Here is a 26488-nt window from a genome sequence, read left to right as displayed (position 1 = left end):
GTAACCCTACCGATTTTTGCTCAATTTGTAATGATTCTAAATGAGGATAAAACGAATGAAATCACTGAAATTAGGTTTTCTTATTTTAGCAAGTACAGGACTAGTTTTGTTGGGAGGTCTTAGTAACAGCAATCAAGCAGCCCAGATTAGTAAAAGTCTATCTGGCTCAACTTTAATTTTAGCCAAAGACCAGTCATCAAATCATGGCGATTCACATGGGAAAAATGCTCAAGTTGTCGAAAATGGAGCCTATCATTTGGAGTTTGTCCCTGAAAAGGAAGCTAATGGAACTCACTTAGATTTCTATTTGCAAAAAGGAGACAATCACGAAGCAATTCCCAATGCGAAAGTGACTGCTCAAGTTCAGTCACCTGATGGGAAGCAAAAGTCAATTCCTCTCTCTTATGACGCCAGCGGCAAACACTATACAGCTGTACTTCCTGGAAACGCAGCTGGTCAGTATCAGGTGAAAGTTACTGCGGATATTGGCGGTAAAAAGGTAGACGGTCGGTTTAGCTTTAAGCAGTAGATTTTTAGGCTCAGTAAAGCTGCTGGGACTTATGTCTAATGCTCCTGATGTCTTTGTAGAATAAAAGCAAATCTACAGTTTTCTAGCTGTTCTTAGAATAGGGTGTTTTCTTAGCTTGAAGGAGGTTTTTGACAATGGAACACCAGCATAGCAGTCACCAAGATCACGAGCATCATACCTCCTCAAGCCACGGAGAACATCAAGGGCATGACAAACATGCTGGGCACAGCCCAGAGATGTTCAAGCAACGCTTTTTCGTGAGCCTCCTGCTGACTCTTCCCATCCTCTACTTTGACCCTCATTTTCAGGAGTGGTTCAACTACCAAGCAATTCAGTTTCCTGGATCAAGTTGGGTCAGTCCTATTCTGTCTATAGTGCTTTATTTCTATGGTGGCTGGGTGTTCGTCCAAGGAGCGTGGCGCGAGCTGCGCTCCCGCATTGGTATGATGACTCTAGTCGCGTTGGCAATTACTGTAGCCTTCGTCTACAGTTTGGCTGTGACGCTGGGTTTACCAGGGATGCCGTTTTACTGGGAACTAGCAACCTTAATAGATGTAATGTTGTTGGGACACTGGATTGAAATGGCTTCAGTGCAGGGAGCAAGTCAAGCACTTGAGCATCTAGCGCAACTCGTTCCTTCAGTAGCTCATCGATTGGTAGATGAGCGCCTGGAGAATGTATCCGTAAGCGAACTTCAGGCGGAAGAAATCATCCTGATTCGTCCTGGTGAACAAATCCCCATAGATGGAGTAGTGATTGAGGGAGCATCAAGCGTCAACGAAGCATTTCTCACAGGGGAATCTCGTCCAGTGTCCAAACAAGAAGGTGACGAGGTAGTTGCTGGGGCGGTTAATGGGGAAGGAGCACTGAAGGTTCAAGTCACGCGCACGGGAGAGAAGACAACCCTTAGCCAAATTATGCGTTTGGTGCAAGAAGCCCAAAGTTCTAGAAGCCGTTACCAAGTCTTAGCTGACCAGGTTGCTTACTGGCTGACTTTGATTGCAATTGGTGTTGGAACATTAACTTTTGTAATTTGGCTATCTCTGCAAGACTTGACTTTTGCCATCAACCGTGCAGTTACTGTGTTAGTCATTGCCTGTCCTCATGCTCTAGGTCTGGCAATTCCTTTGGTTATTGTCAATGCTACAGCAATGTCAGCGAAAAACGGAATCTTGGTTCGCAACCGTGAAGCCTTTGAGCGGGCAAGAGACATCAAAACCATTGCTTTCGACAAGACAGGTACTTTAACTGAGGGGCGGTTCGGAGTACAAGCTGTTTATGTTGAAGGTTTGAGTAAAAAGGAGGCTTTGGCAATTGCTGCTGCCCTTGAAAGTCTTTCCGAACATCCATTAGCTCAAGCAATAGTGGAAGAAGCTGAACGTGAACACGTCCAGCTCTCTTCTGCAACCGACTTCAAGGCGATTGCTGGTAAAGGAGTGGAAGGTAAAGTGGGCGGAAAGTCATATTGCGTTGGTCGTCCGGAGTGGATTGGAGAGTTAGGCATTGAGTTTCCTTTATCTGTGCAAAGTGGTCTTGAGGAGTCGGAAGCTAAGGGCGAGAGCGTGATTGCTTTGATGGACGAAACAAGGGTTCTCGCTTTATTTGCACTAGCAGACCGAGTGCGAGAAAGTGCCCGTGAAGCAGTCCGTCAGCTACAACAGCAGGGTATTCAAGTAGTGATGATTACTGGGGATGCTGAAGCTGTTGCTCAGACTGTTGCAGCAGATTTGCACCTTGACCGTTATCACGCTCGCATTTTGCCAAGTGAGAAGGCGCAGTTGGTGCGATCGCTCAAAACTAAAGCACCTGCCGCCTTTGTTGGTGATGGCATCAATGATGCACCAGCACTGCTGGAAGCCGATTTGGGAATCGCCATTGGTGCGGGAACAAATGTCGCCATTGAATCAGCTGACTTGGTACTTATCGAGGATGATCCCGTGGATGTGGCGCGGGCGCTCAAATTAGGAAAGGCTACGTACTCCAAAATGATACAGAACCTGTTGTGGGCTACTGGGTATAACGTTATAGCTATTCCTTTAGCTGCGGGAGTTGCCTATCCCCTGGGTTTTCTCCTTTCTCCGGCAGTAGGAGCTTTGTTTATGAGCCTTTCCACTGTTATCGTATCAATTAATGCTATGACTCTACGCCGAGTACCGCTGGCTTAGATTTGATAATTTGGGATTTTTTTCTAATGTTACTTTGGATGCTTAAGCCAGAGAGTCAACTCCCAGAACAGAAGCCATGTTTAAAGCAGTAGAGTTATAACAATGGTGAACACTAAGTAAGTCGGCGTTAAAAAATCAACCTACATAACAAAATGTAAAATCAGCAAATAGCCTAAAAATGTGTCATTTCACAGTTGTTACAAAACTCAATATATATTGGTTTTATCGTGCCGACTTACTTATCCAAAGATTCTCTCTGGTGGATAGAAACAGAAGGTTGTGTTCTCTCGTCCCTCATAAATTATCCCAAACTGATTTTAGCCTACTCTGAATTAAAAGTAACATTTTAGAGTATTTGGTACCCTTGTCAAAGGATGTTATTACAGATGACAATTGACCTTCAAAGTATTATTCAAAATTACAAGAGCGATCTAGAATCGGTTTATAACACCTGGTTTATTAATAATGAAGAACGTCTGAAAGCTTTCCGCTCTATCAGACGAGGAGTTATACAGGTTGTTCATGATATCAAAAACGCTAATTTTGGCAATGATTTTAAAGGTTCTTCTTTAGAGTTTGTCCTAACCTGCATTACCGAACAAAAACAAGTTTTTGAAGGAGCTGCTCATCCCTTTTATTGGAAGCCAAAATTAAGAATTCCAGATATTTACGAGAATGAAGCAAATAAAATAGCATTTGGTCAATTTCTCGAAAGTTGCTTAATATTTTCTAAAGAAGACCAGATTATCAAGGAAATTATCAAACTTTCTAGTAAAAATATCAAGGGTTTAGGTCCAGCAGTTGCTAGTATAATTTATTTCTTACACCCAACGATTATCCCTCCCTTCAACACTGGTATAGTCAACGGTTTTAACTATCTCTTTAGCGAGAAGCAAAAATTAGGTTCTTGGGATAGTTACTTGCGGATGCGAGAAATTATTATCCAAGTAAATCAGCAATATAAAAATATTCTTTCCAGTGACCTGGGTGCTTTCGCTGGGCTTCTATTTGAGATTGGCTCAAATAAGCTAATTATTAATCATAAACAAGTTATTGATGAAACGCAGAGAAGCAAAGTAGAAAAACTAATGGCGAAACGTCATACAGAAGTTTCGTTTGAAAGAGAAGAAGAAGATTTACATACTGAGATGCAATATCATCTCCTGAAAATAGGTCAATCGTTAGGATATGCTGTGATAGCAGCAGCAAACGACCGCTCAAAATCTTTTGCAGAAAATAAGTTCTCTTTCTTTTGTCTTCCTTGTCTTCCGGCAATGGAAATAGATAAAGATACTTTGAACACAATCAATTTAATTGATGTTCTATGGTTAGAAAAAAGTACTAATCAAATTATTAGTGGTTTTGAGGTTGAGAAGAGTACTTCTATTTACTCAGGAATTTTAAGACTGACAGACTTGGCAATTTCTTTCCCTAATAATTTAAAGACACTATTTTTAGTTGTTCCAAATAAACGAGAGAAAGAAGTAATTATGCAACTCAAAAGACCCTGTATTCAACAGCAAAACATTTCAATTAAATACATTCTATTTTCTGACTTACGTCAGCATTGTGAGGCAATTTGTAAATTTGGTGAAGACTATACTGTAATATCGAAGATATCGAAGGTAGCTTAATACAAGCTGATTTTTTAAGTTCTTTACTCCTATTCGATTAGAGATTAAGTAATAAATTCAAAAATTTACCTGACATTAGAAAGTTGCCGTTGAACGAACCAGATAATTATGGGTGGTATCAGTATCCACTGAAGCAATGGAAGCAAGCCAGTACCGAAGAATGGAAGCGTCAGCATGATATTAGCATATTCCCATCTGTTAAGCACTCCAGTAACTAGAGCTTCAAAAATAATCGTAATTATAACACCAACTAAAATAAAGCTACTTAACTGCCACCAATTTGGCTGACCGGTTCATGCCAAGTGGAAGAATCTGCAAGACTAAAACGTTCACCGTACTTTTTTGGGCAACCACGTTTTTTTGGGGTTTCTTGTATAGAAGGAGACTGATAGAAGACACGATGGCTACGGGTTCTGGCAATGAGCACTAAATTTTTGTGCTGGGCTTGTTCTACTAAAAATGAACGTTGACTATAAGTACTATCCGCAGCTAAAACAGATAATTTCCCAGACCACGGAACTTGAGGGCAGGACATAATATTGTTAATTTGCTCACTTCCCACACTGACTGGAGTTTAGACTAGACAACAAGAAACGACCCAGCTACGCTGAGTGAAAAAGAAACAGGCTTCAGGTATGAAAATCGACAATTTTAAGCAGATTCTGGTTGTTCTTTGCGGGGCTTAGTTGTAGTTTTTTTGACTATAGGATAGCGAATTCTACGTTGGCGTGGTAGCCCGGTCTTCCAGCCTGGAGACTTTCCACGAGGTTGAGGGGAACAGGCAGGAGTACCAATCACCGCAAAAATGCTCCCCATAGCCTGGGCAACCCTTCCAGGGGTCAAGTTGTCTAATGACTTTTGCCAAGGCAAAGGATTATCCGCCACGATATCACGCGCCAGCCACAATTCCCAAGTCATCATTGGCATCAGGTCACTCCAACGTATGCCCTTCGGGCACGCTACGCTAACACATTGCTTAGGGGTACTCAGCTTAGGTAGCATCCAGTGTAGACGTTGCTTCAGAAACCGATACCAGTGGTCAACAGTAAAGCGACGCAAGTAGAGTTGCCAAACTTCTTCTAATGGTGGCATTTGTTCTCCCAACCAAGCCAACCATAAAGGTTTTGATATCCGTAAATTGCCCAGTTCATCCACACGCTCAACTCTGATGAGGGACATAGGGCGTGTAGCAGTTTTACGAAAGTGTAAATTTGACCATAGATTAACCTGGACTCGTCCCAGCTGGGAATGGTTGACTTGTATACTTTGAGTGACTTCACCCCATGTAGAAGATTCATTGAGTTTGAATTTCTCACCATGCTTCCTGGGTCGCCCTCGACCAGAATATGCTGGTGGTGCGCCCCACAAACACAGGTTGGAACGCAACCGGACAAGAATATCTGCTTTGATGTCAGCCGTCTTCAACACGAACGGGGCGCAGCCATACTCGCTATCCCAAACAGAAATCGGTCTAGTAGACTTGGGCATAAATACGCCTACCATTGTTATAGTTGAACTAAATGGAGGTTGTATTCCTTGCCTAGACACATTCCTTCCGTTTTACAGTTAAGTGAAGAGGAACGCCAAGAACTACAACAGTTAGTCAATCGCCACAGTACTCCGCAGCAAATTGCCACCAGAGCCAGAATTATTTTGCTGGCAGACTCCGGACATAACCACCGACAAGTTGCCAGAGAACTGGACGTTAGTCGGGATATGGCACGTCACTGGCGTAACCGTTGGTTGATGTTGGCAGAGCGCGCGATGCCGATTGGTGAACGCTTGCAAGATGCTGAGCGCAGTGGCGCGCCTGGCAAGTTTGATATGGAGCAAGTGATTCAACTGTTTGCGATCGCATGTGACAAGCCAGAGGACTATGACCGACCCATCAGTCATTGGACAGCCCAAGAATTAGCTTCGGAGATGGTAAAACTTGGTATTGTCGAGAGTATATCCCGACGCCATGTAGGAAGACTACTCCAAGAAGCCGACCTCAAACCACACCAGAGTCAATACTGGTTAACCCCCCCCGGATCAGGACTTTGATCGCAAGGTGAGAGAGATTGCTCAAGTATATCTGAGTGCGTTGGAGGCGTCACAACAAGGAGAACGCACGATTTGTACCGATGAAATGACTGGAATTCAGGCGAACGAGCGCAAAGCACATGACCTACCCCTGTGACCTGGGAAAGTTCAACGACGGGAATTTGAGTATATCCGGCACGGCACCCAGTCATTGATTGCTAGCTTTGATGTCGTCAGTGGTCAGGTAATTTGTCCACTGGTAGGGGACACTCGTACTGAAGCAGATTATGCCCTTCATATCCGTAGCGTAATTGAAACTGACCCCGATGCCTCGAAATGGCACCTCATTTGCGACTGTCTTAATACCCACCAATCGGAATCCCTGGTGCGCTTAGTGGTGCAATTAGAAGGATTGGACATTGACTTAGGCATCAAGGGGAAAAGTGGCATTTTGCAGTCAATGTCAACCCGTACCGCATTTTTGTGTGACCCCACTCATCGCATTGTCTTCCACTATACACCCAAGCACTCCTCCTGGCTGAATCAGATTGAACTCTGGTTCAGCATTCTCGTCCGCAAACTGCTCAGACGAGCCAGTTTTCATTCTCAAACGGATCTCAAAGCCCGGATTTTAGAGTTTATCAACTACTTCAATCGCACAATGGCGAAGCCGTTTAAATGGACTTACAAGGGCAAGCCATTAACCGCTTAAAGGGTAGGCGTATTTATGCCCAAGTCTACTAGCATCGTCTTTAGGTTTTGAAGCTGAAGGCTAAAAAATAGAAATCTCCGAAAATAGCCAATTCTGATCTCTGACTGGCTTTCAGTGAGTTATGTACAGATAGTAGACTCAAGCCAGTTTTAAGGAAAAAATTACCACCTTCAATGATCTGAGGGCATTGATTCATTTTTGTGTACATTACTATTTTTTTATTTGGGTTATAAGGATTTCATGCTATTTTCATTTCTTTATAAGAAGCTGAATATAGATAGTGAAACTTAGCGGTTGAATTAAGTCTTGTCGTCTTGTCAGCCCTATTACCCTAGTTGAAGAGAAACAGATATGACCACACTAGAAATAAAATCACTTACTCTCCTAGAAAGCAAAATTGAGGAGGGTAAGAGTCAGAAGAAACTGGAGTACGAAATCCTAGCTAAGGACTCTAATCTCCCGTGGGTTGCCTCTAGCGAACTACTAAAGGATATCAAGGAGTTGATAAGTAACCATCCAGAATTGGATGGGTTAGCAGTTACCAGTATTTATGTATACGCACCCAAGTTTAATATAGAATCTACCAACTTATCTAAGCAAGTTCTTGATTTGACCCTCTCTGGTAAAGCAGAGGTTTACCACGAGGTATACGAGACAGAGGATGGATAAGCTAATCGGCATTAAAAAGTGCTTATTTAACAGAATTCCGAAATTTTGGAGTCAGGAGCCTGAAACTTTCTTTATTCTGAATTTATGCGCCTTTGTTTAGCTTATGAAATTGTGCTGGCGTCGTCAATTGTGGTTATTGCTGTTGCATTTCTAACAATTCAGGTACAGTCACAAACTGATACCCGCGCTTTCTAAGAGCATCGATAATTGATTAATTCCTTAGAATCCCAATTCAATGCTAAAGCCTCTAGCTAACTAAAGAGTCAAGGAATTCGTAAAACTTCTTTGTAACTACTCAATTCTTTCTAATTCCATTAATTTCCCTAAAGCATAAATTATCTCGATTGAAAACGTCGCGGTTTCTTCCATACACGGGCAAATAATTGAGTTCCATCGTCTACTACCGAGTGCATAACAGGAATGACAATGAGAGTGAGCAGAGTAGAAATGCTTAATCCTCCCAGAATCACTGTAGCGATTGGCGAGTATGCATCCATTCCAGTATCAGGGAAAAACGCAAGTCGGATAATCACTACTAAAGTGATAATTACAGTCATCAAAATCGGTTTAAGCCTAATAGGACCAGCTTCACGAATAGCGATATCTCTGGGAATTTTCTGCCTGCGTTTTGTTAAAATTAAATCTATTAGTAAGATTGCTCCAGCCACATCAATTCCTGACAGAATGATAATCCCTAAAATAGAAACTGTCGAAAATGTCTGCCCAGCTAGCAATAAAGCACCAAACACCCCCGCCAGTTCTAAAGGAATTGATAGCATCATGTTGAGGGGCTGGATAAACGAGCCAAACTGAACTACCAAGATGAGATAAATCAGTACTAGGGAAAGTACAAGCCCTCTAAGCAACCTAGCAAACTCAATCATCATGTCAGTCATATCACCCATTGAGTCTAAGCCGTATCCTGGAGGAAAATTAAGTTCAGCGCCAGCCTGCATTGCCACTGACATTGATAAATCCATAGAGGCAGGACTGTGTTTACGGTAAAATCCATTGATGTAGACTACGCGGTGACCATTGACATGTTCAATCAGGCTTGCTCCGTTACGACGCTCAAGGGTGACAACTGAATCAAGAGGTACTTGTTTTCCGTCTTTTGTTGTCAGGTAAGTGGCGGCTAAGTCTTGAGCATTCCCCCGGTCTTTCTGGTCGTAACGCACCAGAATGGAGTTCAGCCTGCGGTTAGGTAGATTGTAGTACTGCTGAGTATATCCCCCCTGCAAAGCGTAGCGAGCTTGTTCAGTTACTTCTGCAACACTAAGTCCCAATTCCATCGCGCGACGACGATCAACTTTTAGTTGATATTCAGGTTGACTCATTGTTGAGCTTGTGTGAGCCATTTTCAACCCAGAGGTTTTCTCAGCAATATGTAAAACCTGGTCAGCGAGGCGGTGTAAAATATCTAAGTCCTCTCCATAAACTGCCAACTGCACAGGCGCGGCGGAAGTAGCCATCACATCTACCCCCATTGGTTGCATAGCAATACGTCGGATACCAGGAATGGTACGACGAGCGATCGCTTCTACCGCATCGATAACCTGCCAGATATCGCGGGTTCTTTCGCCTCGGTCTTTGAGAGTCACAATCATTGAGGCGCTGTTTACCCCACCCATACTATAACCACTAAAATAAGTACTGTTGCTAGTGAGTTCAAACCCCACTTCTGAAGAAATTTTCTCGACTTCTCGCTGCTGGGATAAAATCTGCTCAAATTTCTGGGCGATGACATCTGTTTTAGCGAAGGATGTTCCTGGTTCAGCTTCCACAGTCGCCATAAATTGACCAGAGTCCGCCAAAGGCATCATTTCTTGACCCACAAAAGGGTACAAACTGTAGCCCAAGTAGATGAAAGCAATTGCGACAGCTAAAACCATCCCCCGATTTTTTAATGCTAAATCCAGTAGAGATGCATAGCTTCTTTCCAACCACCCAAAACCTTTACGAAATGGAGTAAGGAGCCGTTTTAGTAAGATTGGTTTGTGTTCTTCATGCTCGTTGTGAAGTTTTAAGAAGTAGGCTGCCATCAGGGGTGTCAAAGTCAGCGACACAATCAGGGAAGCTAATAGGGCATAGATAATTGGCCAGACAATACCGACAAACATTATTCCTGTTAGTCCGCCTGCAAAAGTCATCGGAGCTAATGCCGCAACCATCACTGCAGTAGCTGCGGTGATCGCCAAAAATACTTCTTGTGTCCCTTCAATCGCTGCGTGGAAAGGCTTTCTACCCTGTTTAAGCTTGCGCTCGACTGCTTCAATCACTACAATCGAGTCATCTACTAGCCGTCCAATAGCCAACAGCACCCCAATCAAGGTCGAAGAGTTCAAGGACATTCCCATCGGCACAAACGGCAAAATTGACATTGCCAACGAGGTGGGAATGGAAATTAGTACCATTGCGGTTGCCCGAAAATCCTCCAAAAAAATCAAAATCACTAGCCCAGCTAAAGCTACGCTGATGAGCAACTCTGCAATTGTGCCTTCTTTGATGATCTCTACCAAATGGGAATTATCGTAGGCTTCTTTAAACTCAATGCCAGAATACTGAGTCTGGATGCGCTTGAGTTCGGCTCGCACGCGCTCAATCACCTGGGGAGAACTAGCATCCGGCTTTTGGATAATATTAATTCCCAGCGCTGCTGAACCATTGTAGCGATAGCCACTACGCCGTTCTTCATAAGTATCTTTGACGGTAGCTACATCTCGGACATAAACAATGCGATCGCCTTGATTGAAAATAGGATAATCCAAGACTGTCTGAGCGCCCAAAGCGCGTTCGTCACTACGTACTAGGATTTCGTGATCGCCTTTGGTTAATACTCCAGCACCCTTGGAAATATTGTTACGGTCGATTGCATCCCGCACCTGTAAAATTGAAAGACCGTATGCTGCTAACTTTTCTCGGTCTACAATTATTTGTAGCTGCCGTCGGTATCCGCCAAAAATAGATACAGCCTGAACATCAGGTACTTGTTTGAGCCGATCAACCAGAGTATTATCTGCAAAATCACGTAGACGTACTGAGTCCCATCCTTCCCCTCGCAAAGCCAAGGTTAAAACAGGACGATTAAGGGGGTCGATGGACAGAACCCAGTAAGAGCGTGTATTGAAACCATCAAGAGGTATATCTCCTTCTGCCGATTTCATGACACTTTGCACTGCCGCAAGCGATCGCTGCATATCTTGACCCCAAGCAAACTGCACTGTCACTAGGGACATATCTTGCTGGGAACTAGAGCGGACAAAGCGCACACCGTCTAGCACCGTCATCCGCTGTTCGATTGGCTTGCTGATGTAAGTCTCTACTTCTTGGGGAGATGAACCAGAAGCCATTGTTACAATAGCGACTAGAGGACTTTGAAGGTAGGGCATCATCCGCACTGGTAGCTGAAATAGCGCCAAGACAGCTAGGGCAAGAATGCCAACATACAACGCTAACAAAATCACTGGGTTCCGGATCGACCAGCGCACAATTGAGCCAATTTTCATTTGGAAAGCTCCTATGGGCGATTATCCAATGTGAAAGAACCACTGCCAATTCGTGAGGAGTCTTTGACTTTGGCAGTTACTTCCCACTTTCCACTCATACCCAAATAGGTATTGACTTTAAAACGACCTAATTGAGTATCAGGTTTTACTTCCACATCAGTAGACATGGGAGAGGAATTTTTCATTGGCATGGTGACGCTAACTTCTAAACCTTCAACTTGTACAGGCTTCTTGGTTTTAGAGTCTTGAACTTCCAGAATCAGTTGATTATCACCAGATACTGCTTTGCCTTGCGGGCTGACTAACTTAATTTGGGTGTTGCCTTGTACAGCGCTACTTAAGGAGGCAACTGGTTGACCAGAATCATCAATAGCTGCCACTGATGCATTTTCAATTAGTCTTTCCTGTCCCGAAGTAATAACCAAATCGCCGGGTTGCAAACCGCTAGTTGCCTCTACGCGATCGCCGGTGGTTAACCCTGTGGTGATAAATTTGCGTTTAGCTGATTTACCTGCTAAAACCCATACAGCTTGCTTACCTTCAGATTCAACCAATGCTGCTTGAGGAACCGAAAGAGCATTTGGTTTACGAGCTGTAATAATTTGCATCTGAACTGCCTGTCCTGCCAAAATCTGTCCGCCAGGGTTATCGACAACTGACTCGACTGTAACTGTGCGAGTTTCTTCCCCAGCTTTTGGGAAAATGCTTGTCACCTTTGCTTTGATGGTTTTAGTGGAGTTGCCAATCACACGAGCCACAACAGGAGAACCGATTTCTACACCTGCTAAATTTTGCTGGGCAACATTTGCCTGGAGGCGAACTTTGCGATAATCTCCGATTTTAAGAATCCCCATACCAGGTTGTACCACTACACCAGGGTCTGCCATGCGCTCCTGCACAATACCTGTAATCGGTGATGTAATTATTTTGTAACTTTCTATAACCTTAAGACGCTGAATTTTTACTTTAGCCTGAGCTACCTGCGCTTGGGCTTTAGCTATCTGTGCTTGCATCCGTTCCAATTTAACTTTTGCACCACCCAGAGATGCTTTGGCTGCTGTCGCTTCACTTTTTTGTTTATCAAAGTCGTTGCGGGCGATCGCACCTGAATTTAATAAAACCTGCTCAGTTCGCTGTACTCTTGTATCTAAATAAGTAGATTCGGCTGCCATCCGCTGTATTTCTTGACGTTGCTCATCCAGTTCTTCTCTGGTTGCACGCTCCTCAGCTTTGGCTGCCTCCATTTCCGTTGTTGCTTCCTCTACCTCATCAGAAAGTTCCGTCGCAGTTAGCCGAGCCAGCACTTGTCCTGCTTTTACTTTACTTCCTGGGTAGGCAGAGTATTCAGTCAACTGCCCACCCACTCGTGGATATACAGTCACTTCCAGGTAAGGACGCACTGTCCCTGTGTAACGAACACTCGCCTCCATTAAACCAGACTTGATGGACTCGACCTTTACCGGGGTGGGATTAGAGGAACCGTCCACTCGCATCATGTCTTCCATTGACATCCCTTTCATATCTTCCATCCCAGCCATAGAAGAAGAGGGTTTGAACTGCTTTGTTACTATTGAGATGCCACCAATTAGTGCCGCGAGGACTGCAAGTGTCATGACCGTTTTGACGGATAAAATCAACTTTTTGACAGGCTTAATCTCAATTAAGGTGGCATTGTCATTATTACTGACCTGATCCGGTGTTCCTTCCTCAAGGGGGGAGAGGGGAGCAAGAGGAGTTTGCTCGTTCTCTGGTTTGATGCGAGAGTTTTGATGTTCGTCAGTAGTTCCGGACATTTACCCTCCTCGTAAGTTGTGGACAGGTACATCCTGGCAAGCGACTTCCTCAATCATGCTACAAAGCTCTTTGCTACACGGGTCGTCTAAAGGTCGGCTTGCCCAGCGCTCTTGATATGCTTCTAACTCCTCCTTCAGCACCTTCATGCGATAAATCTGCTTCTCAAGATCAGCTATTTTCTGTTTCAGTAAGCCCCTCACGAGTGGGCAAGCAGGATCGCCGTGGGAGCGGACACCAACCACTTGTTGAATTTCCGAGAGGGAAAACTGTAAAGATTGGGCTTTTTTGATGAATTGCAACCGCTTGATTGCTTCGCCATCGTAATAGCGGTAGCCATTTTCACTTCTTTCAACTGGTGTTAGCAATCCTAAGCTTTCATAATACCGAATTGTTCCTACTGCCACATCGGTTTGCTTTGCTAGCTCACCAATTTTCAGCAGTTTTTTCGGGGATGATGCTTCACAACAAACTTGTTCCACCACAGCAACTATAGTTCTTTATTTCTACTATGTATTGCTCCAACCTTAAAGTCTATAGTTAACTGTAGAGTCAACCCCTAAAGTCAGAATTTTTGTAAATTTTTCTGACAAAATCTTGTATTGCTAACAAATTGTCATACGTGTTAACCACAACGATAAGTTTAAAGCCAGGTGTAAGGCGATGAAAGAGTCAAAAACTTATACCTAGTGCAAGGAGTCAGAACTCACCAAGTCAGGAGAAAAATACCTACAAAATCAGAGTTTTAAACTATTCCTAACTGTCTAGTTATTTCTGCCACGCTGTACTAGATAGTTTCTACAAGTATGGACTTTTAGAAACTTTAGCCCAACTACTTAACGGCTACATTAAAGACAGCGCTGGCAGTAGGCTGAATGTCTTTAAGGTTTACCTTCAGTTGCCAGTTGCCCCCGTAAGGTAGGCTGGTTTGAATTTCAAACATACCGGGTGAAGATGCCGGCTTGACTTGTGTTTTTGCAGTTCCTACTCCTTCCATCCCCATTGCCTTCATTTCTTGCTCAGACATGACCATTTCGACTGCTATATTTTTGGCAGCTAAAGGCTTACCATTCTTGGCATCTGTAACGTTGAGCATTAAAGTACTTTTTCCGGTTTTGAGAGGTGTAGCTTCCGTGTTTAGAGTCATGCGAGCTTCTCCCGTCTGAGTAGCAGGTTCAATCACCTGACTGCCTGTCATGGTTTTTGAGGAAGAGACAGCAGGATTACTACCCGAATTATCTACCTGCTGTCCATTGCTACAGGCTCCTAAAGAAATTACTCCCGTGCTTCCTAGAACGATTAAAAGCCACTTGAAAGATTTCATGCTATTTGCTACTCCTCACAGGCGGTAACAAGTTTTAGAACAGTTAAATAAATTAGAGTCATGTTAAACCCTCAAGTCAGCTGTAGAGTCAAGTAGATATGCGCAAGAATTTCATTTAACATTTCATTGCAATACTTCCAAACAGCACTGTCACCTTAATTAGAATTAGGTGTTAAGTCAAAGAACAAATTCAGAAAATAGAAAAGGGTTGACTCTCTAGTTCACTAGAGGCTTCAGAATGGATGAGTAAGGAAAATTCTCGGTGGACATCATGACGAAACGTCAAATAGAAATTTTTACGGCTGACTGTCCTCTTTGCGATGAGACAGTTCAATTGGTGCAAGAATTGACTTGCCCTAATTGTGAAGTATCGGTCTATGAACTGCGACAAGAGCAGGAGAAAGCCCAGCAGTATGGAGTGAATGCAGTGCCAGCGATCGCCATTAATGGAAAACTGGTTCTGACTGGTAAACCGAATCGAGAGCAACTTCAAGCTGCTGGTGTAGGTCAGATTCTGAGTTGAAATAGCTGAAACTGGAGGTAAATAAGCTAAAAGACCTTCAATTTGCATTCTCTAAAAACTAAATTTATTGTGGGGTGGGCGTCTCGTCTGCCCTACCTAGTAAATCAAATTTTAGAAGTGTATGTTAACCCACAATAAGAAACTGTTTTCAATTAGTTAGGTAAGCGATATGCCAAGGTGCGTCTCTTGCTCCGCGCAATCGCTCTCATCTGTTGTCATTGCTCATTAAAGGCGATCATCTAAGTATTTATAACTATCATCATTGCAGAGTAGGATTTCATCCTAATTTCATTTTCTTCTGACAGACTGATGATAAAGATCAAGTTCACTAAGGAAGTATCCCTATTTTGCAATCACACCTGGAGAAAAAATGAAGCGGTTTTTCACTGCACTCGCTATCACTTCAACCCTTTTTATCACTCAAGCTTGCGCCTCACAAGTAAAATCTGGCGAAACACCAACCTCTAATGCTAGTACTGTTGCAGATACGAATCCGCACACAGGTCACAATATGGGTGATTCCAAAACTCCAAGGACTGAGGAAAATCCGCACACAGGTCATAATATGGGTGATTCTCATGATAGTAATTCCAAATTAGAACCTGCGAACGCTACCGCGAAACTCACCCTCCCCGACAAAATCACTCCTAAAAAACCTGTACCTTTAGCAATTGATGTCAAAGACAAAGAAGGAAGACCAATTGCTAATTTCGATACTTTCCAAGAAAAATTGATGCATTTAATCGTCGTGAGTGATGATTTTCAGTCTTTCAATCACATCCATCCCACATACAAAGGAAATGGACGCTTTGAAGTCCAAGCTGATTTTCTCCATTCTGGTAATTACACACTTTTCAGTGATTACAAAGTAGCAGGAAAAGCAGAACAAGTTTCGGTCTTAAAAGCACAAGTTCCAGGAAAAAGTCCAGCTGCACCAAAAATTGATTTAGCTACTACAAAGACTCTTGGTGATACTAAGGCTAATCTCAAATTATCTCAACCTACAATCAAAGCTGGACAAGAAGTTCATCTAATTTTCAACTTACAAGACGCTGCTAACAACCAACCACTGAAAGATTTGAAACCTTATTTAGGAGAAAGAGGACATTTAGTCATCCTCAAGCAGTCATCACCATTGACAGAAGCAGACTACATTCATGCTCATGCATTGAAAAACACTCCAGCAGGAGAAATTCATTTTATCACCAGTTTTCCTCAAGCAGGAAAATATAAAATGTGGGGTCAGTTTAATCGTAATGGCAAAATCATCACTGCTGATTTTTGGGTAGACGTGCAATAGTTATCTCAAATTTCATCTTGATTTCATCATGGTCATATACTAAGTTTCGCCGTCTCAATTTATGCTTTGATAGTCATTAGAGGCTTTTTAGTTATGCCACTCTGGTATGACTGAAAGTCTGGTTTTATATTAAGAATGAGTGAAAGGAGATAATCAGCTATTCTCAGAATCAATCTAATTTGATGAGGAGATTAACCGTGAGATTTCATCTTAATTTCATTTACATTATCTATAATAAATATTAAAAACATGCTCCTCATGTTTCACAATCCTGACGGGCTTATAGTTATACTGTAAGCCTGTTTTCTTATCGCGTATAACAGTAAAGTAATTTATTTCATCTTAATTTCATCTTGATTTTTTACAATAATATTTATAAAGTAATTCCTTGGCTTTATTCCACACAATTTCTGGGCTTATAGTTCTATCAGAATGCTACTACTATAAGCCTGATTTTTTAGGATAAATGAGAATGAAACCTAGCCCAAAATCTCAAAAACCTAGCTTCTGGTTCTGAAGTGCCTGATGTAGAAACCGAGTCAAATCAGATAGTAACAGCTAGTAATAACCCAGGAATAAAGGTAATAAATAGTACAAAATCAAGACAGGCTACTTTACTAACAAAAATACAAAATATTTCTAGTTGAATGGCAAATCCACCTTAAATTTATTTTACCAAGCTGGTTATTTCATCTTAATTTCATAGTGACCTATTACACTGGTTTTGTAAGGTTCATGCACTAAAAAGAAATTTGAATCTAAGTGACATAGTTTGCTAATTTAACAGCCAAATGAAAAGAACACTGATTTCTACTGCTGTATGTAGTGTTGCTACCGCAGCTTCAATTTTTACTGGCTATGCAAATGCCAAAACAGATAATAATAAGGTTGCTAATCTTGAAAATTACATGCAATTACCTCCTGCTGGTTGGCAGCTTGTTAAACAAACTTTTCAGATACACGTTCCCAAAAATGGTAAAGCCCTTTCCGAGTTAATTATTGACGCACCATCCACAGTAGCTGTAAGTAATGATATTGATATATTGGATGATAAGGGTCAAAAAATTAAAATTAATATTTCTGTAAATAATAGAAGAATCATTATAGATTTTCCTAAACCAGTTACTTCTAGCACTACTAAATTGCAAGTAAATCTTAACAAAGTACAACAACCAACTCTTGGTTCTACCTCTGTTTACTATCTTTCGGTTAAAGTCGTTGGTAGTGACGTAGAGATTCCCATAGGTGTCGCTCAATTTGCACATTCTAATTAATCTATAAACTTTGACGATAAGTGCTGGAATTTCATCTTGATTTCATCATGACCTGTCATCCTAGTAAGTAGAGGGAGCATACCTCTTTGACAAAAACATCATCAGCAGGTTGAACCTGCTAAAGGCGAGTAAGCTGTCTAACTTTCCCCGATTAACAGGTAAATGCAGGGAAATAGTTAAGTCTGGCTTGACCAAATTGTGATGCATTTGTTAATAACAAGTTCATTTCTTTGGAATGAACTTAAAATTCATCTGACATAATTGATTCATAGAAATTGAAAAATGAAGAAATCACTGATATATGCGGGTGCAGTATTGACTCTAGCTGCTGCAGTTTTAATTCCTGCTAATTATGCAACTGCGAAGATGAATAATGGAAGAGTGCCTCATATAGATGGAAATGTGCAATTTCCTCCTTATGCGCGATGGCAGCTTATCAGATACACTTTCCGGTTACATATTCCCCAAAACAGTAAAGCTATCACTCAGCTAATTATTAACGTTCCAAACAATGTAACTATCAGTGCTGACATTAAGAATATCGATATTGTGAATGAGAATGGTCAGAAAATTAACACTAATATTTCTGTCAATAGCAAAACTGTTTCATTGGCTTTTCTTGAATCAGTTGCTCCCAATACTAAGCTAGATATTGACCTAAAAAACGTGAAACGATCAACTCTTGGTAATAGTGTTATCTATCGCTTCTCGGCTAAATTTGTTGGCAGTGACGAAGATATTCCCATAGGTATAGCTCAATTTCGCATATATTAATCCCAAGATTTATTTTCAAAACAAACACTAAAATTTCATTTTGGTTTCATAAGTCACGGTCAAACTAATAAATAGAGAGTTAATCAAGTGACCTCATAAGGATAACTAAAATGAAAAAAATGATTTACATAGCTGCATTGACCTTAGCAATTACATCTTCAGTTCCTGCTGTTTGGGCAAATGATAAACCTGGCGATACTAGTGGTTCCTATCTTGGCAATAGCACTGCTTATCCTAGTGATACTACTGCTGTAGATGCTACCCATGAATTTGAAGTTTATGTAGGAAAACCTCTAGCAGAACTAGTAATTGATTTACCAGAGGGGGTAAAAATTAATAGAGGAATTGAGGTGAAAAATCAATCAGGTCAAAAAATACCAGCGACGGTTTCTATTAACAACAGAAAAGCTACGGTAGCTTTCTCACAACCAGTAGAGCCTGAGACAAAGCTATCAATTTTGATGAATGGAGTTAATACTATAGGAAATAGCGAAGCAGGATATAGCCTACCTTGGATATACCGAGTCTACGCTAAGAATGCTGGATCTCAAGGAGAAATTTCACTTGGTGTAGCTCGAATTCAGACCTACCCTATTTAGGCAGAGTGACTGTATGTTATGAGGATTTTGGTTATGAAGACACTTATTATCCGCGCTACATCTATCCTAGCAATTCCTTTAGGGATAGCTTTGCTTCACACATCTTCGGGTTCTACCGCCTATGGAAGCGTAAGTGAGTCAACTGTAAAAGCTTGTGAATCTATTCCCCCAGCAAGACCTACAGGCGGAGCTACTGCTGCACGACTTCAAGTCTTGCAGCAATGCAATAACAGACTCCAACAATCCACTCCTACAACTGAATCTACTGGTCAGCCTACTACAGAAAAATCCCAAAACATGAATAAGTCAAACACAAGAGGCTGTGCAATTCCCCCAGCAAGACCTACTGGTGGAGGTACTACAGAAAGACTCCAAGCTATACAACAATGCAGTACAGGCGTTCACTAATCTACAGTCTTTCTGCTCTAAAATACTTGCCTAAACTTGGTTAAACCAGGTAAGGACGATTTCTTACTCTTATAAGTAGTGGAGGTGACAAGCGCTTTCACTTACTACTACTGCACCACCTACTCAATTACTTTGGATAATTCTCAGGATTAAGAAGACTGCGTTCAGAATCAGGAGTATCTGCAGCTGAACCTGCTGCAGCTGCCCCTACATACTCTATGTTATAGATATTTTTGAGCCAGCCTCGTAATTGATTGATTTCGTTTACTTGCGCAGTGACAACATTGGCAGCTAGATTGACAAATTCTACATGGTAAGCACGGTCAGTAATTTCCCCAGCAAATATGATGGCACCCCAGTGGTGTGAGGTTAAAGTCTTCATGAATGTGATGTTGAAATCATCTCCACTCAGCCCTGCTAGCTGATTTATCACATTCTGACTAAACTTGTTTGATGTCGGTGAGTATGTAATGCCATACCAGTCACTAAGCCACGACTGCATTGTTTGAATCTCTTCCTGCTGATTAGTGATAACCTGCTGACAAACCGATTTTAATTCTTTGAGTGTAGCTCTTTGCAAACATATCTTCGACATCTCAATTGCAAAGTTGTGACCGTCAATCAGATCCCGTAGAAGACGGATTTCAACTTGTGTGAGCCTATTTCTCGGAGCAGGTTGGCTTGCCAGTATAGGCTCAATCGCAACTGTAAAAGCACTTAAAGCGGGTGTCAGGGCTAGAAGCATTTGTAAGCCGATGCTAGCGCTTAAACGTGGTAGTAAGCTTTTGTTGTTACGGAACATCTGTCCTATTGGTTTAGATAACTTGTTTGTTAAGCTATCAAGGATGCCTTTTTCATCCTATAAAAGTAAATAAAACAGCAAAACTTGCACATGAAATAGCTGCCTAGTTAGGGAATGTCATATTGCCTACAGGGCAAAGGTATCCAATCTAACTAGGCTCATTAAGCAGACCAAGATGGTAAAAAACTTCTGGCGTTATTGAAGTGCTTAACCAATACTTTAGGTTAAGCAGTGCTTGAGCATAGCAAAGCCGAGCTTAGAATTAACTAGACCTGCTGCTAAGAGCGCTAGTTAATTCCTGCTTAAGTGGGTTATGCTTTAGCATTAAACTTATACCGAAAGCACCAAATACAAGTAAATCCAGTACTAAGCGCGAATTTGAGGAGAGAAACCGGATCTAAAGTTGTCGGTGTACTGCTGTAAGAGCAGACCCTCAAAGTTATACCAAAAACAGCAGCAAGTGTACTGCTTGTTACAGTTGTAGTCATGTACTCCTCAATTAATACTATTGCTTGATTGTTGCATTGAGCTTTCAATCAAAACACCACAAACAAAAACATTTAACTAGTAGAGCAACAAACTTTTCTTGACCATAGAATTTGGGATTGCCAGCGTCAATAATATAACAATGACAACTGATGATACTTTAGGGTTTATGTAGAAAAAAGCGCGTCTATCTATAGATAGAACTGTTATCTATGTATTTCTCACTACATTCATCCAAAATTTCATTTTGATTTCATTTCTTTATGCATAGCTATTACTATTGATAAACTAAGAGGGTTTCATTTTTTTAGGAAAAGCTAAATAAAACATTTTTTAGACTATTAAAAAATATTCTTCGCTAATTATCTGCTTTGATTACAAAATCTTTCTTACTGGTAGGACATTAGTCTGTTGCTAATAATCCCTAAGTCCTCCTTTAACTCTTCCAACTGCTCGCCACGTTGCTCAACGTAACTTAGAGCTTCAGTTAGCAAGAATGGAGGCTTTTCATCTCCCACTTAAGAGCTATAATTCAAAACATCAAAAGCCGCTCAAGTCGTCCTCAATAGAGGGTGTGCAGTCGTTGGGTAAACGATCAAGATGCGCGTAGGAAAGTAAGTTCAGTAGAACTCCTCTCCTATGATTCAAGAATCCCACGCTACGCTAAAGCCGTGGGAGGTCAATAATTTTCTAAGGATTTTGGCTATGAAAATACTCGTTATCCGCAATCAGCGGTAGATAAACAACAGCCCCATCCCAGCGATCGCCACCAACACGCCCAGAATTGCCCGCAGACTGATTTTCTCTCCAATAAAGAAAGCAAACGGCAGGACAAACAGAGGACTCGTAGCATTGAGGGACTTAGCAATGGCTGCAGGACTGAATTTAAGAGAGATTTGTTGCAGCCAAAAGCCCAAGTAAGTACTCAGAAAAGCACACAGTATAACGATGCCCAGTATCCGCCCAGACCGCAATTCTTTTAGAGAGGCGCGGACTGGTTCTCGCTTCATCGGCAGCCACAACAGCAGTATTAATACCCCACCCACTAGCCGTACCATCGCACTCCACAGGGAATTAATAGTTGTTTCTGCCAGCGCTGCACGGGATAAAACTGCACCCATTGCGTCTGTGAATGCTGATAACAGAGCAAAGCTGACACCAACAATCAGCTTGTCATTGGTAGTAGCATTTTTAACTCGTTCGCTAATTACCCAAGCCACACCTAAAATAATTAACAAAATACCAACCCAAGCAACATATGACAGTTGTTCGTGCAAAAAAATAGTCGATACAATTGCAGCCATCGGTGGACCTAATGTCTTCAATAGCAGCGTCCGTCTTGCCCCTAAATTGTTCAATGCCGCAAAATAAGCAGTATCGCCAATGCCAATTCCAACAGCACCGCTGAGAAGTAGGAGTATGAAGCGGATTGAGTCAATTGCTGGCAGCAGTTGCTCACCACTCAAAAGGATGGTGAGGAAAGCCATCGCAATTGCGATCGCACCTTTGCTCAAGTTCATCGCCAGCGGGAAAATTTTCTTTCCTAAGCGACTGTAGATAACTGAAGTCAGTGCCCACAAAAACGCCACTCCCAGAGCTGCCAGTTCTCCCTTAAAATTCATTAAAAATAAGTCAGAAAAATTTGCCAGCATAAAACATCTAACCTCCATGAAGCATCGCCATGCCAGAAAATGAAGCGAGTAAACAAAAGGTGCAGAAGATGGCTAGTCATAAAAAGGTAAAATTCGGTAATGACGAGCTATCAGAGGGTAGATGCGCTCCCTGAGTCTGGGGATTTTACTTATTCAGGACTTACGCAAAAATAACGCAATTCTGTCATTGCGACCGAAGGGAAGCAATCGCAAAGCCTTATTTTTCGTCACGAGTGCGTAAGTCCTATTATTAAACTACTGCTGTTAGCCTCTGGAGTCGCGTTACCCAGTCATCGTTATAGACCAAATCAAGATAGCGCTCCCCTCGATCTGGAAACACTGTCAACACACGATAAGGTTTAGGGAAAGTGGGGAGAAGCTTTTTGATAGCAGCAACAACAGACCCAGACGAACCACCTGCAAAAATGCCTTCATGAGTTACTAGGTCACGGCAACCTTGCATAGATTCCCAATCATCGACATAGACAATCTCATCAATCTCAGTCTTGTTTAACAACTCGGGAACACGACTGGAGCCGATACCAGGTAGCTCGCGCTTACCTGCAGGAGCACCAAAGATTACCGACCCGACAGCATCAACAGCAATTACTCGGATATTGGGAAATTTTTCGCGCAGGCGACGAGCTACTCCTAATATTGTTCCTGTAGTGCTAACTGCAATCACCACACAGTCAAGACCACCATCTAAATTGGCAATAATTTCACCACCAATACCGTTGTAATGCGCTTGCCAGTTTAGCTGGTTAGCATATTGATTAATCCACAAGCTATGAGGAATAGTCTTAACTAATTCCTGCACACGCTGAATCCGTGTCTTCAGGTAGCCCCCTTGATCATCGGGCTTTGTCACCATATCGACATTAGCGCCCAATTGCTGGAGTATTTGCAAATTAGTTGGTGAGATTTTAGGGTCAACCACACAGGTGAATGAAAGCTTGTAAACTCGCGCCATCATTGCTAAGGCGATACCCAAATTACCAGAGGTACTCTCAACTAGGTGGGTTCGAGAATTGATAGTACCGTCTTGCAATCCCTTTTCAACAATGAATCTAGCTGGACGGTCTTTAACACTACCACCAGGATTCAAAAACTCTAGTTTGGCGATAATATCGAGATCTGCTTGGGGAAATAATCGACGTAAACGAACGAGCGGTGTTTGACCAACACAACTGGCTACTGATTCATAAATCATATCTTCACTCTCGAACGAAAAGTTTCAGGAATTGATTGAAGTACAGGTCAACAAGAAAATGGCTGTCCAGGGTTCTTGATCATAAAAAAGCCATTTCTTATGTATGGCATCTTGAACAATGGTGAACCTCAACAAATTCCATGATTTGTTTTGGCTTTCCGTACTCTAAAGCAAGCCTATTTTTTGTCTACATTCAGCTATGAATAAACCTGCTGTTTTCTATACTGCAAATCAAAAATGAAATTTGGATGAAATTTCTGGCTTTTGATTGGATATTTATTTAAAAATCATTACTGACAATGCGGATTTTGTTTGTATAGCCTTAATTGGCATTCTCTTGGACGCAGACAAACTTTATGTGTAGAACCGTCAATGATTTTTAGAAATCTTCTTGAGTCAAATAAATTTTCATCTTAATTTCATATTAGTATGCTAAAATTTATGATTTGATATCAGTTGACAAATCGTTTACAAAATACATCTCTTACTTACTGATTTGTTTGATTCAAACATTTGGAATTTCATCCTAATTTCATCTTAGTATGCTAACACTTTTCTTTGGATTAAAGTTGACAAATTGTTTAGAAAATGCATCTCTTACTTACTGATTTATTTGATTCAAAAATTCAGAATTTCATCCTAATTTCATCTTGATCTGAGAACCTAATTTATAGGAGTGAACTCTGGAAATACTTACTTAGATGTGAAAAAACAACAAATCATATCTAAGCCGAATTTAGGTGTGAGAGAGAAAAAATTATGACAACACAATTCCGGAACGTTCTGAAGCTAAGTCCGGTTGTTCTGGCAGCCACATTCTTCACTGCGAATAGCGCTATGGCTTCTTCTGTCAACGAACAGGTGACTTCCGTCTCTCAGTTGACAGCACAATCTGACAACATTGGTCAAGTAACATCTGTTTCTCAGTTTTCCGACGTACAGCCAACAGATTGGGCATTTCAAGCATTACAGTCTCTGGTAGAGCGCTACGGTTGTATTGCAGGTTATCCCAATGGTACCTATCGTGGTAACCGCGCTTTGACCCGTTATGAGTTTGCGGCTGGTTTGAACGCCTGTTTGGATCGAGTGAATGAACTGATTGCAACAGCTACCGCTGACTTAGTCAGGAAAGAAGACTTAGCTACCTTGCAGCGTTTACAAGAAGAATTCTCTGCTGAATTGGCTACTCTACGCGGTCGTGTTGATGCCTTAGAAGCTCGTACTGCTGAATTAGAAGCAAATCAATTCTCTACCACGACAAAACTGGTTGGTGAAGCGATTTTCAATCTATCTGACATTTTTGGTAGCGATAATCGGGCTGTTCCCTCTGGTGTAAACCCGGCAACAGCTCAGGACTTGAATTCTAATACCATTTTCGCTGACCGGGTTCGTCTGAACTTGCTCTCCAGCTTCTTTGGCTCAGACCGGTTGCAAATCCGTTTGCAGGCTCGGAATGTCACTCCTTATGGTACAGGCGTAACGGGTACAAATATGACCCGTCTGAGTTTTGATGGAAATGACAGCAACGACGTTCTGATTGACAAACTAAACTATGCATTTAATCTAGGCGACGCCGTACGCGTTCAGGTTGATGCATTTGGTGGTCTATTATATGAAAATCTCAACACCTTTACCCCTGAGTTCAACAGCTCTGGTAGGGGTAGTATCTCTCGCTACGGTCGTTTCAGCCCCATTTACCGCGTAGGTGAGGGTGGTGCAGGTGCAACATTATCCTTCAATCCCAAAGGACCTATCACCGTGTCAGCGGCTTATCTAGCCGACAGAGCTAACAATCCTAATGATGGATCAGGTTTTTTAAATGGTGGATATGCAGCCCTTGGTCAGATATCCTTCCAGCCTAATCAGGCATTCAATATCGGTTTAACCTATGCTCGCACCTATCAAAATATAGGAAATGTTGCTAACAATAGCATTAACCTCTTTAACTCTACAGGGAGTCAGTATGCTAATAATCCCTTCGGTGGCGCTGCTCTGACTGCTGACCACTATGGCGTAGAAGCTACCTTGAGACTAGGTCCCAAGGTTACGCTTGGTGGTTGGTATGGTTACAGTGAGGCAGAAGCTAAAGGCGGTACGGCAAATGGTGCTAATGCATACTTTGAGTATTGGGCTGCTAACGTTGCTTTCAAAGACTTTGGCAGACAAGGTAATGTGCTTGGTTTTATCTTTGGTCAACCACCTAAAGCAACTGGCAACGAATTCGTCCAAACAAACGGTATTCGTCGTCAAGACAGGGACACATCCTACCATCTAGAGGCGCTGTACAGACTGCAATTGACTGAAAACATTGCTGTCACGCCTGGTGTGTTGGTTATCTTCAATCCAGAACATAATGACAGGAACGACACTGTTTACGTAGGTACACTGCGTACCACGTTTACTTTCTAAAACTGCTAATAGCTAATAATTAACAGTTATCAGTTTCATCACTTGGGTAACGGTTCCTCCATTAAGAGCGTGGAACGCATTGATGGCGGGTCTAAATGCCTCCATACATCTTTGCTGACTGTTCACTATTAACTGATTTATAACTATTAGCAATTGGCTCTTGTCAAGTCGAGAAACTAAAGCTTGCAGCAAGCAGGCTTTGGTACACCTATAACTGTCTTCAAGTCAAATTTTATTTAATAGTAAATGAGCGAATGCAAGACCCTAGCATTTGTCTAGGGTCTTGTTTTAAGTACAGATAAAAAATATTATATTGCTCAAGATTTCATCTTAATTTCATACTTACATATCATAATAAAAAGTAACTCACAAAAAGTAATTCAGTAGACCTTTTGCAAGTAGTTAGTTTCCATGATTTTACTAACTGTGTCTCACTTACACCTACCGATTGATAGCAATTAGGTCTATTGAGTTTTTCTTACTGTTAAAACCTTGAGAGGCTGTTTGTAAACAAAAGTAAAGGTCTCAAAAACCAAGTTTTTCGATTGAACAGAGATAGTCAGATGATGAACAATCCTCGCAAGTTTAGGATAAAAATTCCATGCGTCTTTTCAGAAGCTGGCATTTCATCCTAATTTCATACTTATCTGTCAATATAAATATTGACTCAATAGACTCCTTGCAAAAAGTTAA

The 26488-nt window shown here is 41.8% G+C and carries 22 protein-coding genes and 1 pseudogene; 14 read left to right on the top strand and 9 right to left on the bottom strand.

The genetic code is table 11. From position 1 onward, the window contains the following. Window positions 1-55: 55 nt before the first annotated feature. The 3 genes from DP114_RS32860 (at window position 56) to DP114_RS32850 (ending at window position 4328) form a co-directional block, all read left to right on the top strand. Entirely contained in the window at window positions 56-529 is a 474-nt protein-coding gene (locus DP114_RS32860) for a copper resistance CopC family protein (RefSeq protein WP_169263274.1), read from the top strand. Between the two features lie 134 nt (window positions 530-663). Beyond that, complete coding sequence (locus tag DP114_RS32855) at window positions 664-2694, top strand: heavy metal translocating P-type ATPase (RefSeq protein WP_169263273.1); 2031 nt, start codon at window positions 664-666, stop codon at window positions 2692-2694. Window positions 2695-3080: 386 nt separating this feature from the next. Continuing rightward, window positions 3081-4328 carry a hypothetical protein gene (locus DP114_RS32850; RefSeq protein ID WP_169263272.1) on the top strand — a complete coding sequence of 416 codons (1248 nt, stop codon included), beginning with the start codon at window positions 3081-3083 and terminating at the stop codon, window positions 4326-4328. 265 nt (window positions 4329-4593) lie between these two features. On the opposite strand, the gene DP114_RS32845 is transcribed toward DP114_RS32850, so the two are convergent. Next, the gene (locus DP114_RS32845) at window positions 4594-4863 is read right to left on the bottom strand and encodes a transposase (protein WP_169263271.1); all 270 of its coding nucleotides are present in this window, start codon (window positions 4861-4863) and stop codon (window positions 4594-4596) included. Between the two features lie 116 nt (window positions 4864-4979). After that, window positions 4980-5801 (bottom strand): annotated as a pseudogene (locus DP114_RS32840) (transposase); the annotation flags it as partial. A 63-nt stretch (window positions 5802-5864) separates the two neighbouring features. Between DP114_RS32840 and DP114_RS32835 the strand changes: the two are divergent. The 4 genes from DP114_RS32835 to DP114_RS32825 all read left to right on the top strand — a co-directional run bounded on the left by DP114_RS32835 (window position 5865) and on the right by DP114_RS32825 (window position 7734). Further along, the gene (locus DP114_RS32835; RefSeq protein WP_169263269.1) at window positions 5865-6374 is read left to right on the top strand and encodes a helix-turn-helix domain-containing protein; all 510 of its coding nucleotides are present in this window, start codon (window positions 5865-5867) and stop codon (window positions 6372-6374) included. A gap of 7 nt (window positions 6375-6381) precedes the next feature. Beyond that, on the top strand, window positions 6382-6510 hold the full coding sequence (locus DP114_RS36155) for a hypothetical protein (RefSeq protein WP_282453041.1): 129 nt from the start codon (window positions 6382-6384) through the stop codon (window positions 6508-6510). A gap of 54 nt (window positions 6511-6564) precedes the next feature. Then, a complete protein-coding gene (locus tag DP114_RS32830) occupies window positions 6565-7065 on the top strand; it encodes a transposase (protein WP_248277129.1) in 501 nt (166 codons plus the stop codon). 351 nt (window positions 7066-7416) lie between these two features. Further along, window positions 7417-7734, top strand: coding sequence for a hypothetical protein (locus DP114_RS32825; protein ID WP_169263268.1), 318 nt, complete (start codon window positions 7417-7419; stop codon window positions 7732-7734). Window positions 7735-8069: 335 nt separating this feature from the next. On the opposite strand, the gene DP114_RS32820 is transcribed toward DP114_RS32825, so the two are convergent. The 4 genes from DP114_RS32820 to DP114_RS32805 all read right to left on the bottom strand — a co-directional run bounded on the left by DP114_RS32820 (window position 8070) and on the right by DP114_RS32805 (window position 14355). Next, the gene (locus tag DP114_RS32820; RefSeq protein ID WP_169263267.1) at window positions 8070-11240 is read right to left on the bottom strand and encodes an efflux RND transporter permease subunit; all 3171 of its coding nucleotides are present in this window, start codon (window positions 11238-11240) and stop codon (window positions 8070-8072) included. An 11-nt stretch (window positions 11241-11251) separates the two neighbouring features. Beyond that, window positions 11252-13033 (bottom strand): efflux RND transporter periplasmic adaptor subunit, encoded by a 1782-nt coding sequence (locus DP114_RS32815; RefSeq protein WP_169263266.1) that lies wholly within the window; start codon window positions 13031-13033, stop codon window positions 11252-11254. After that, window positions 13034-13525, bottom strand: coding sequence for a heavy metal-responsive transcriptional regulator (locus tag DP114_RS32810; protein WP_169263294.1), 492 nt, complete (start codon window positions 13523-13525; stop codon window positions 13034-13036). 338 nt (window positions 13526-13863) lie between these two features. Next, the gene (locus tag DP114_RS32805; protein ID WP_169263265.1) at window positions 13864-14355 is read right to left on the bottom strand and encodes a FixH family protein; all 492 of its coding nucleotides are present in this window, start codon (window positions 14353-14355) and stop codon (window positions 13864-13866) included. 271 nt (window positions 14356-14626) lie between these two features. Between DP114_RS32805 and DP114_RS32800 the strand changes: the two genes are divergently transcribed. From DP114_RS32800 to DP114_RS32775, 6 genes are all read left to right on the top strand, one after another. Next, the gene (locus tag DP114_RS32800) at window positions 14627-14878 is read left to right on the top strand and encodes a thioredoxin family protein (protein WP_169263264.1); all 252 of its coding nucleotides are present in this window, start codon (window positions 14627-14629) and stop codon (window positions 14876-14878) included. Window positions 14879-15248: 370 nt separating this feature from the next. After that, window positions 15249-16178: a hypothetical protein gene (locus tag DP114_RS32795; protein ID WP_169263263.1), complete on the top strand. Its 930-nt coding sequence runs from the start codon at window positions 15249-15251 to the stop codon at window positions 16176-16178. Between the two features lie 791 nt (window positions 16179-16969). Further along, window positions 16970-17452, top strand: coding sequence for a DUF2808 domain-containing protein (locus DP114_RS32790; RefSeq protein WP_169263262.1), 483 nt, complete (start codon window positions 16970-16972; stop codon window positions 17450-17452). Between the two features lie 282 nt (window positions 17453-17734). Continuing rightward, on the top strand, window positions 17735-18226 hold the full coding sequence (locus tag DP114_RS32785; protein WP_169263261.1) for a DUF2808 domain-containing protein: 492 nt from the start codon (window positions 17735-17737) through the stop codon (window positions 18224-18226). Between the two features lie 110 nt (window positions 18227-18336). Beyond that, window positions 18337-18825 carry a hypothetical protein gene (locus DP114_RS32780; RefSeq protein WP_169263260.1) on the top strand — a complete coding sequence of 163 codons (489 nt, stop codon included), beginning with the start codon at window positions 18337-18339 and terminating at the stop codon, window positions 18823-18825. A gap of 33 nt (window positions 18826-18858) precedes the next feature. Beyond that, complete coding sequence (locus tag DP114_RS32775; protein ID WP_169263259.1) at window positions 18859-19233, top strand: hypothetical protein; 375 nt, start codon at window positions 18859-18861, stop codon at window positions 19231-19233. A 127-nt stretch (window positions 19234-19360) separates the two neighbouring features. On the opposite strand, the gene DP114_RS32770 is transcribed toward DP114_RS32775, so the two are convergent. From DP114_RS32770 to sbnA, 3 genes are all read right to left on the bottom strand, one after another. Next, window positions 19361-20035 (bottom strand): DUF305 domain-containing protein, encoded by a 675-nt coding sequence (locus tag DP114_RS32770; protein ID WP_171978376.1) that lies wholly within the window; start codon window positions 20033-20035, stop codon window positions 19361-19363. 1214 nt (window positions 20036-21249) lie between these two features. Continuing rightward, a complete protein-coding gene (locus DP114_RS32765; protein WP_246163635.1) occupies window positions 21250-22173 on the bottom strand; it encodes a DMT family transporter in 924 nt (307 codons plus the stop codon). Window positions 22174-22423: 250 nt separating this feature from the next. Beyond that, window positions 22424-23386 (bottom strand): 2,3-diaminopropionate biosynthesis protein SbnA, encoded by a 963-nt coding sequence (sbnA, locus tag DP114_RS32760; protein ID WP_169263258.1) that lies wholly within the window; start codon window positions 23384-23386, stop codon window positions 22424-22426. Between the two features lie 759 nt (window positions 23387-24145). Here sbnA and DP114_RS32755 point away from each other — a divergent pair. Continuing rightward, window positions 24146-25795, top strand: a complete 1650-nt coding sequence (locus DP114_RS32755; protein ID WP_169263257.1) for an iron uptake porin — start codon at window positions 24146-24148, stop codon at window positions 25793-25795. Window positions 25796-26488: the final 693 nt, after the last annotated feature.

Origin of the sequence: Brasilonema sennae CENA114 (genome assembly GCF_006968745.1) — a bacterium.
GTDB lineage: Bacteria > Cyanobacteriota > Cyanobacteriia > Cyanobacteriales > Nostocaceae > Brasilonema > Brasilonema sennae.
This window is presented reverse-complemented; position numbering and strand designations above follow the sequence as displayed.

Bases quoted from the DNA above. Each gene is read 5' to 3' on its own strand.
- sbnA (WP_169263258.1), bottom strand. From the start codon at position 23,386: ATGATTTATGAATCAGTAGCCAGTTGTGTTGGTCAAACACCGCTCGTT.
- DP114_RS32825 (WP_169263268.1), top strand. From the start codon at position 7,417: ATGACCACACTAGAAATAAAATCACTTACTCTCCTAGAAAGCAAAATT.
- DP114_RS32790 (WP_169263262.1), top strand. From the start codon at position 16,970: ATGAAAAGAACACTGATTTCTACTGCTGTATGTAGTGTTGCTACCGCA.
- DP114_RS32805 (WP_169263265.1), bottom strand. From the start codon at position 14,355: ATGAAATCTTTCAAGTGGCTTTTAATCGTTCTAGGAAGCACGGGAGTA.
- DP114_RS32815 (WP_169263266.1), bottom strand. From the start codon at position 13,033: ATGTCCGGAACTACTGACGAACATCAAAACTCTCGCATCAAACCAGAG.
- DP114_RS32845 (WP_169263271.1), bottom strand. From the start codon at position 4,863: ATGTCCTGCCCTCAAGTTCCGTGGTCTGGGAAATTATCTGTTTTAGCT.
- DP114_RS32800 (WP_169263264.1), top strand. From the start codon at position 14,627: ATGACGAAACGTCAAATAGAAATTTTTACGGCTGACTGTCCTCTTTGC.
- DP114_RS32765 (WP_246163635.1), bottom strand. From the start codon at position 22,173: ATGCTGGCAAATTTTTCTGACTTATTTTTAATGAATTTTAAGGGAGAA.
- DP114_RS32820 (WP_169263267.1), bottom strand. From the start codon at position 11,240: ATGAAAATTGGCTCAATTGTGCGCTGGTCGATCCGGAACCCAGTGATT.
- DP114_RS32850 (WP_169263272.1), top strand. From the start codon at position 3,081: ATGACAATTGACCTTCAAAGTATTATTCAAAATTACAAGAGCGATCTA.
- DP114_RS32770 (WP_171978376.1), bottom strand. From the start codon at position 20,035: ATGTTCCGTAACAACAAAAGCTTACTACCACGTTTAAGCGCTAGCATC.
- DP114_RS32780 (WP_169263260.1), top strand. From the start codon at position 18,337: ATGAAAAAAATGATTTACATAGCTGCATTGACCTTAGCAATTACATCT.
- DP114_RS32855 (WP_169263273.1), top strand. From the start codon at position 664: ATGGAACACCAGCATAGCAGTCACCAAGATCACGAGCATCATACCTCC.
- DP114_RS32795 (WP_169263263.1), top strand. From the start codon at position 15,249: ATGAAGCGGTTTTTCACTGCACTCGCTATCACTTCAACCCTTTTTATC.
- DP114_RS32785 (WP_169263261.1), top strand. From the start codon at position 17,735: ATGAAGAAATCACTGATATATGCGGGTGCAGTATTGACTCTAGCTGCT.
- DP114_RS32755 (WP_169263257.1), top strand. From the start codon at position 24,146: ATGACAACACAATTCCGGAACGTTCTGAAGCTAAGTCCGGTTGTTCTG.
- DP114_RS32775 (WP_169263259.1), top strand. From the start codon at position 18,859: ATGAAGACACTTATTATCCGCGCTACATCTATCCTAGCAATTCCTTTA.
- DP114_RS32860 (WP_169263274.1), top strand. From the start codon at position 56: ATGAAATCACTGAAATTAGGTTTTCTTATTTTAGCAAGTACAGGACTA.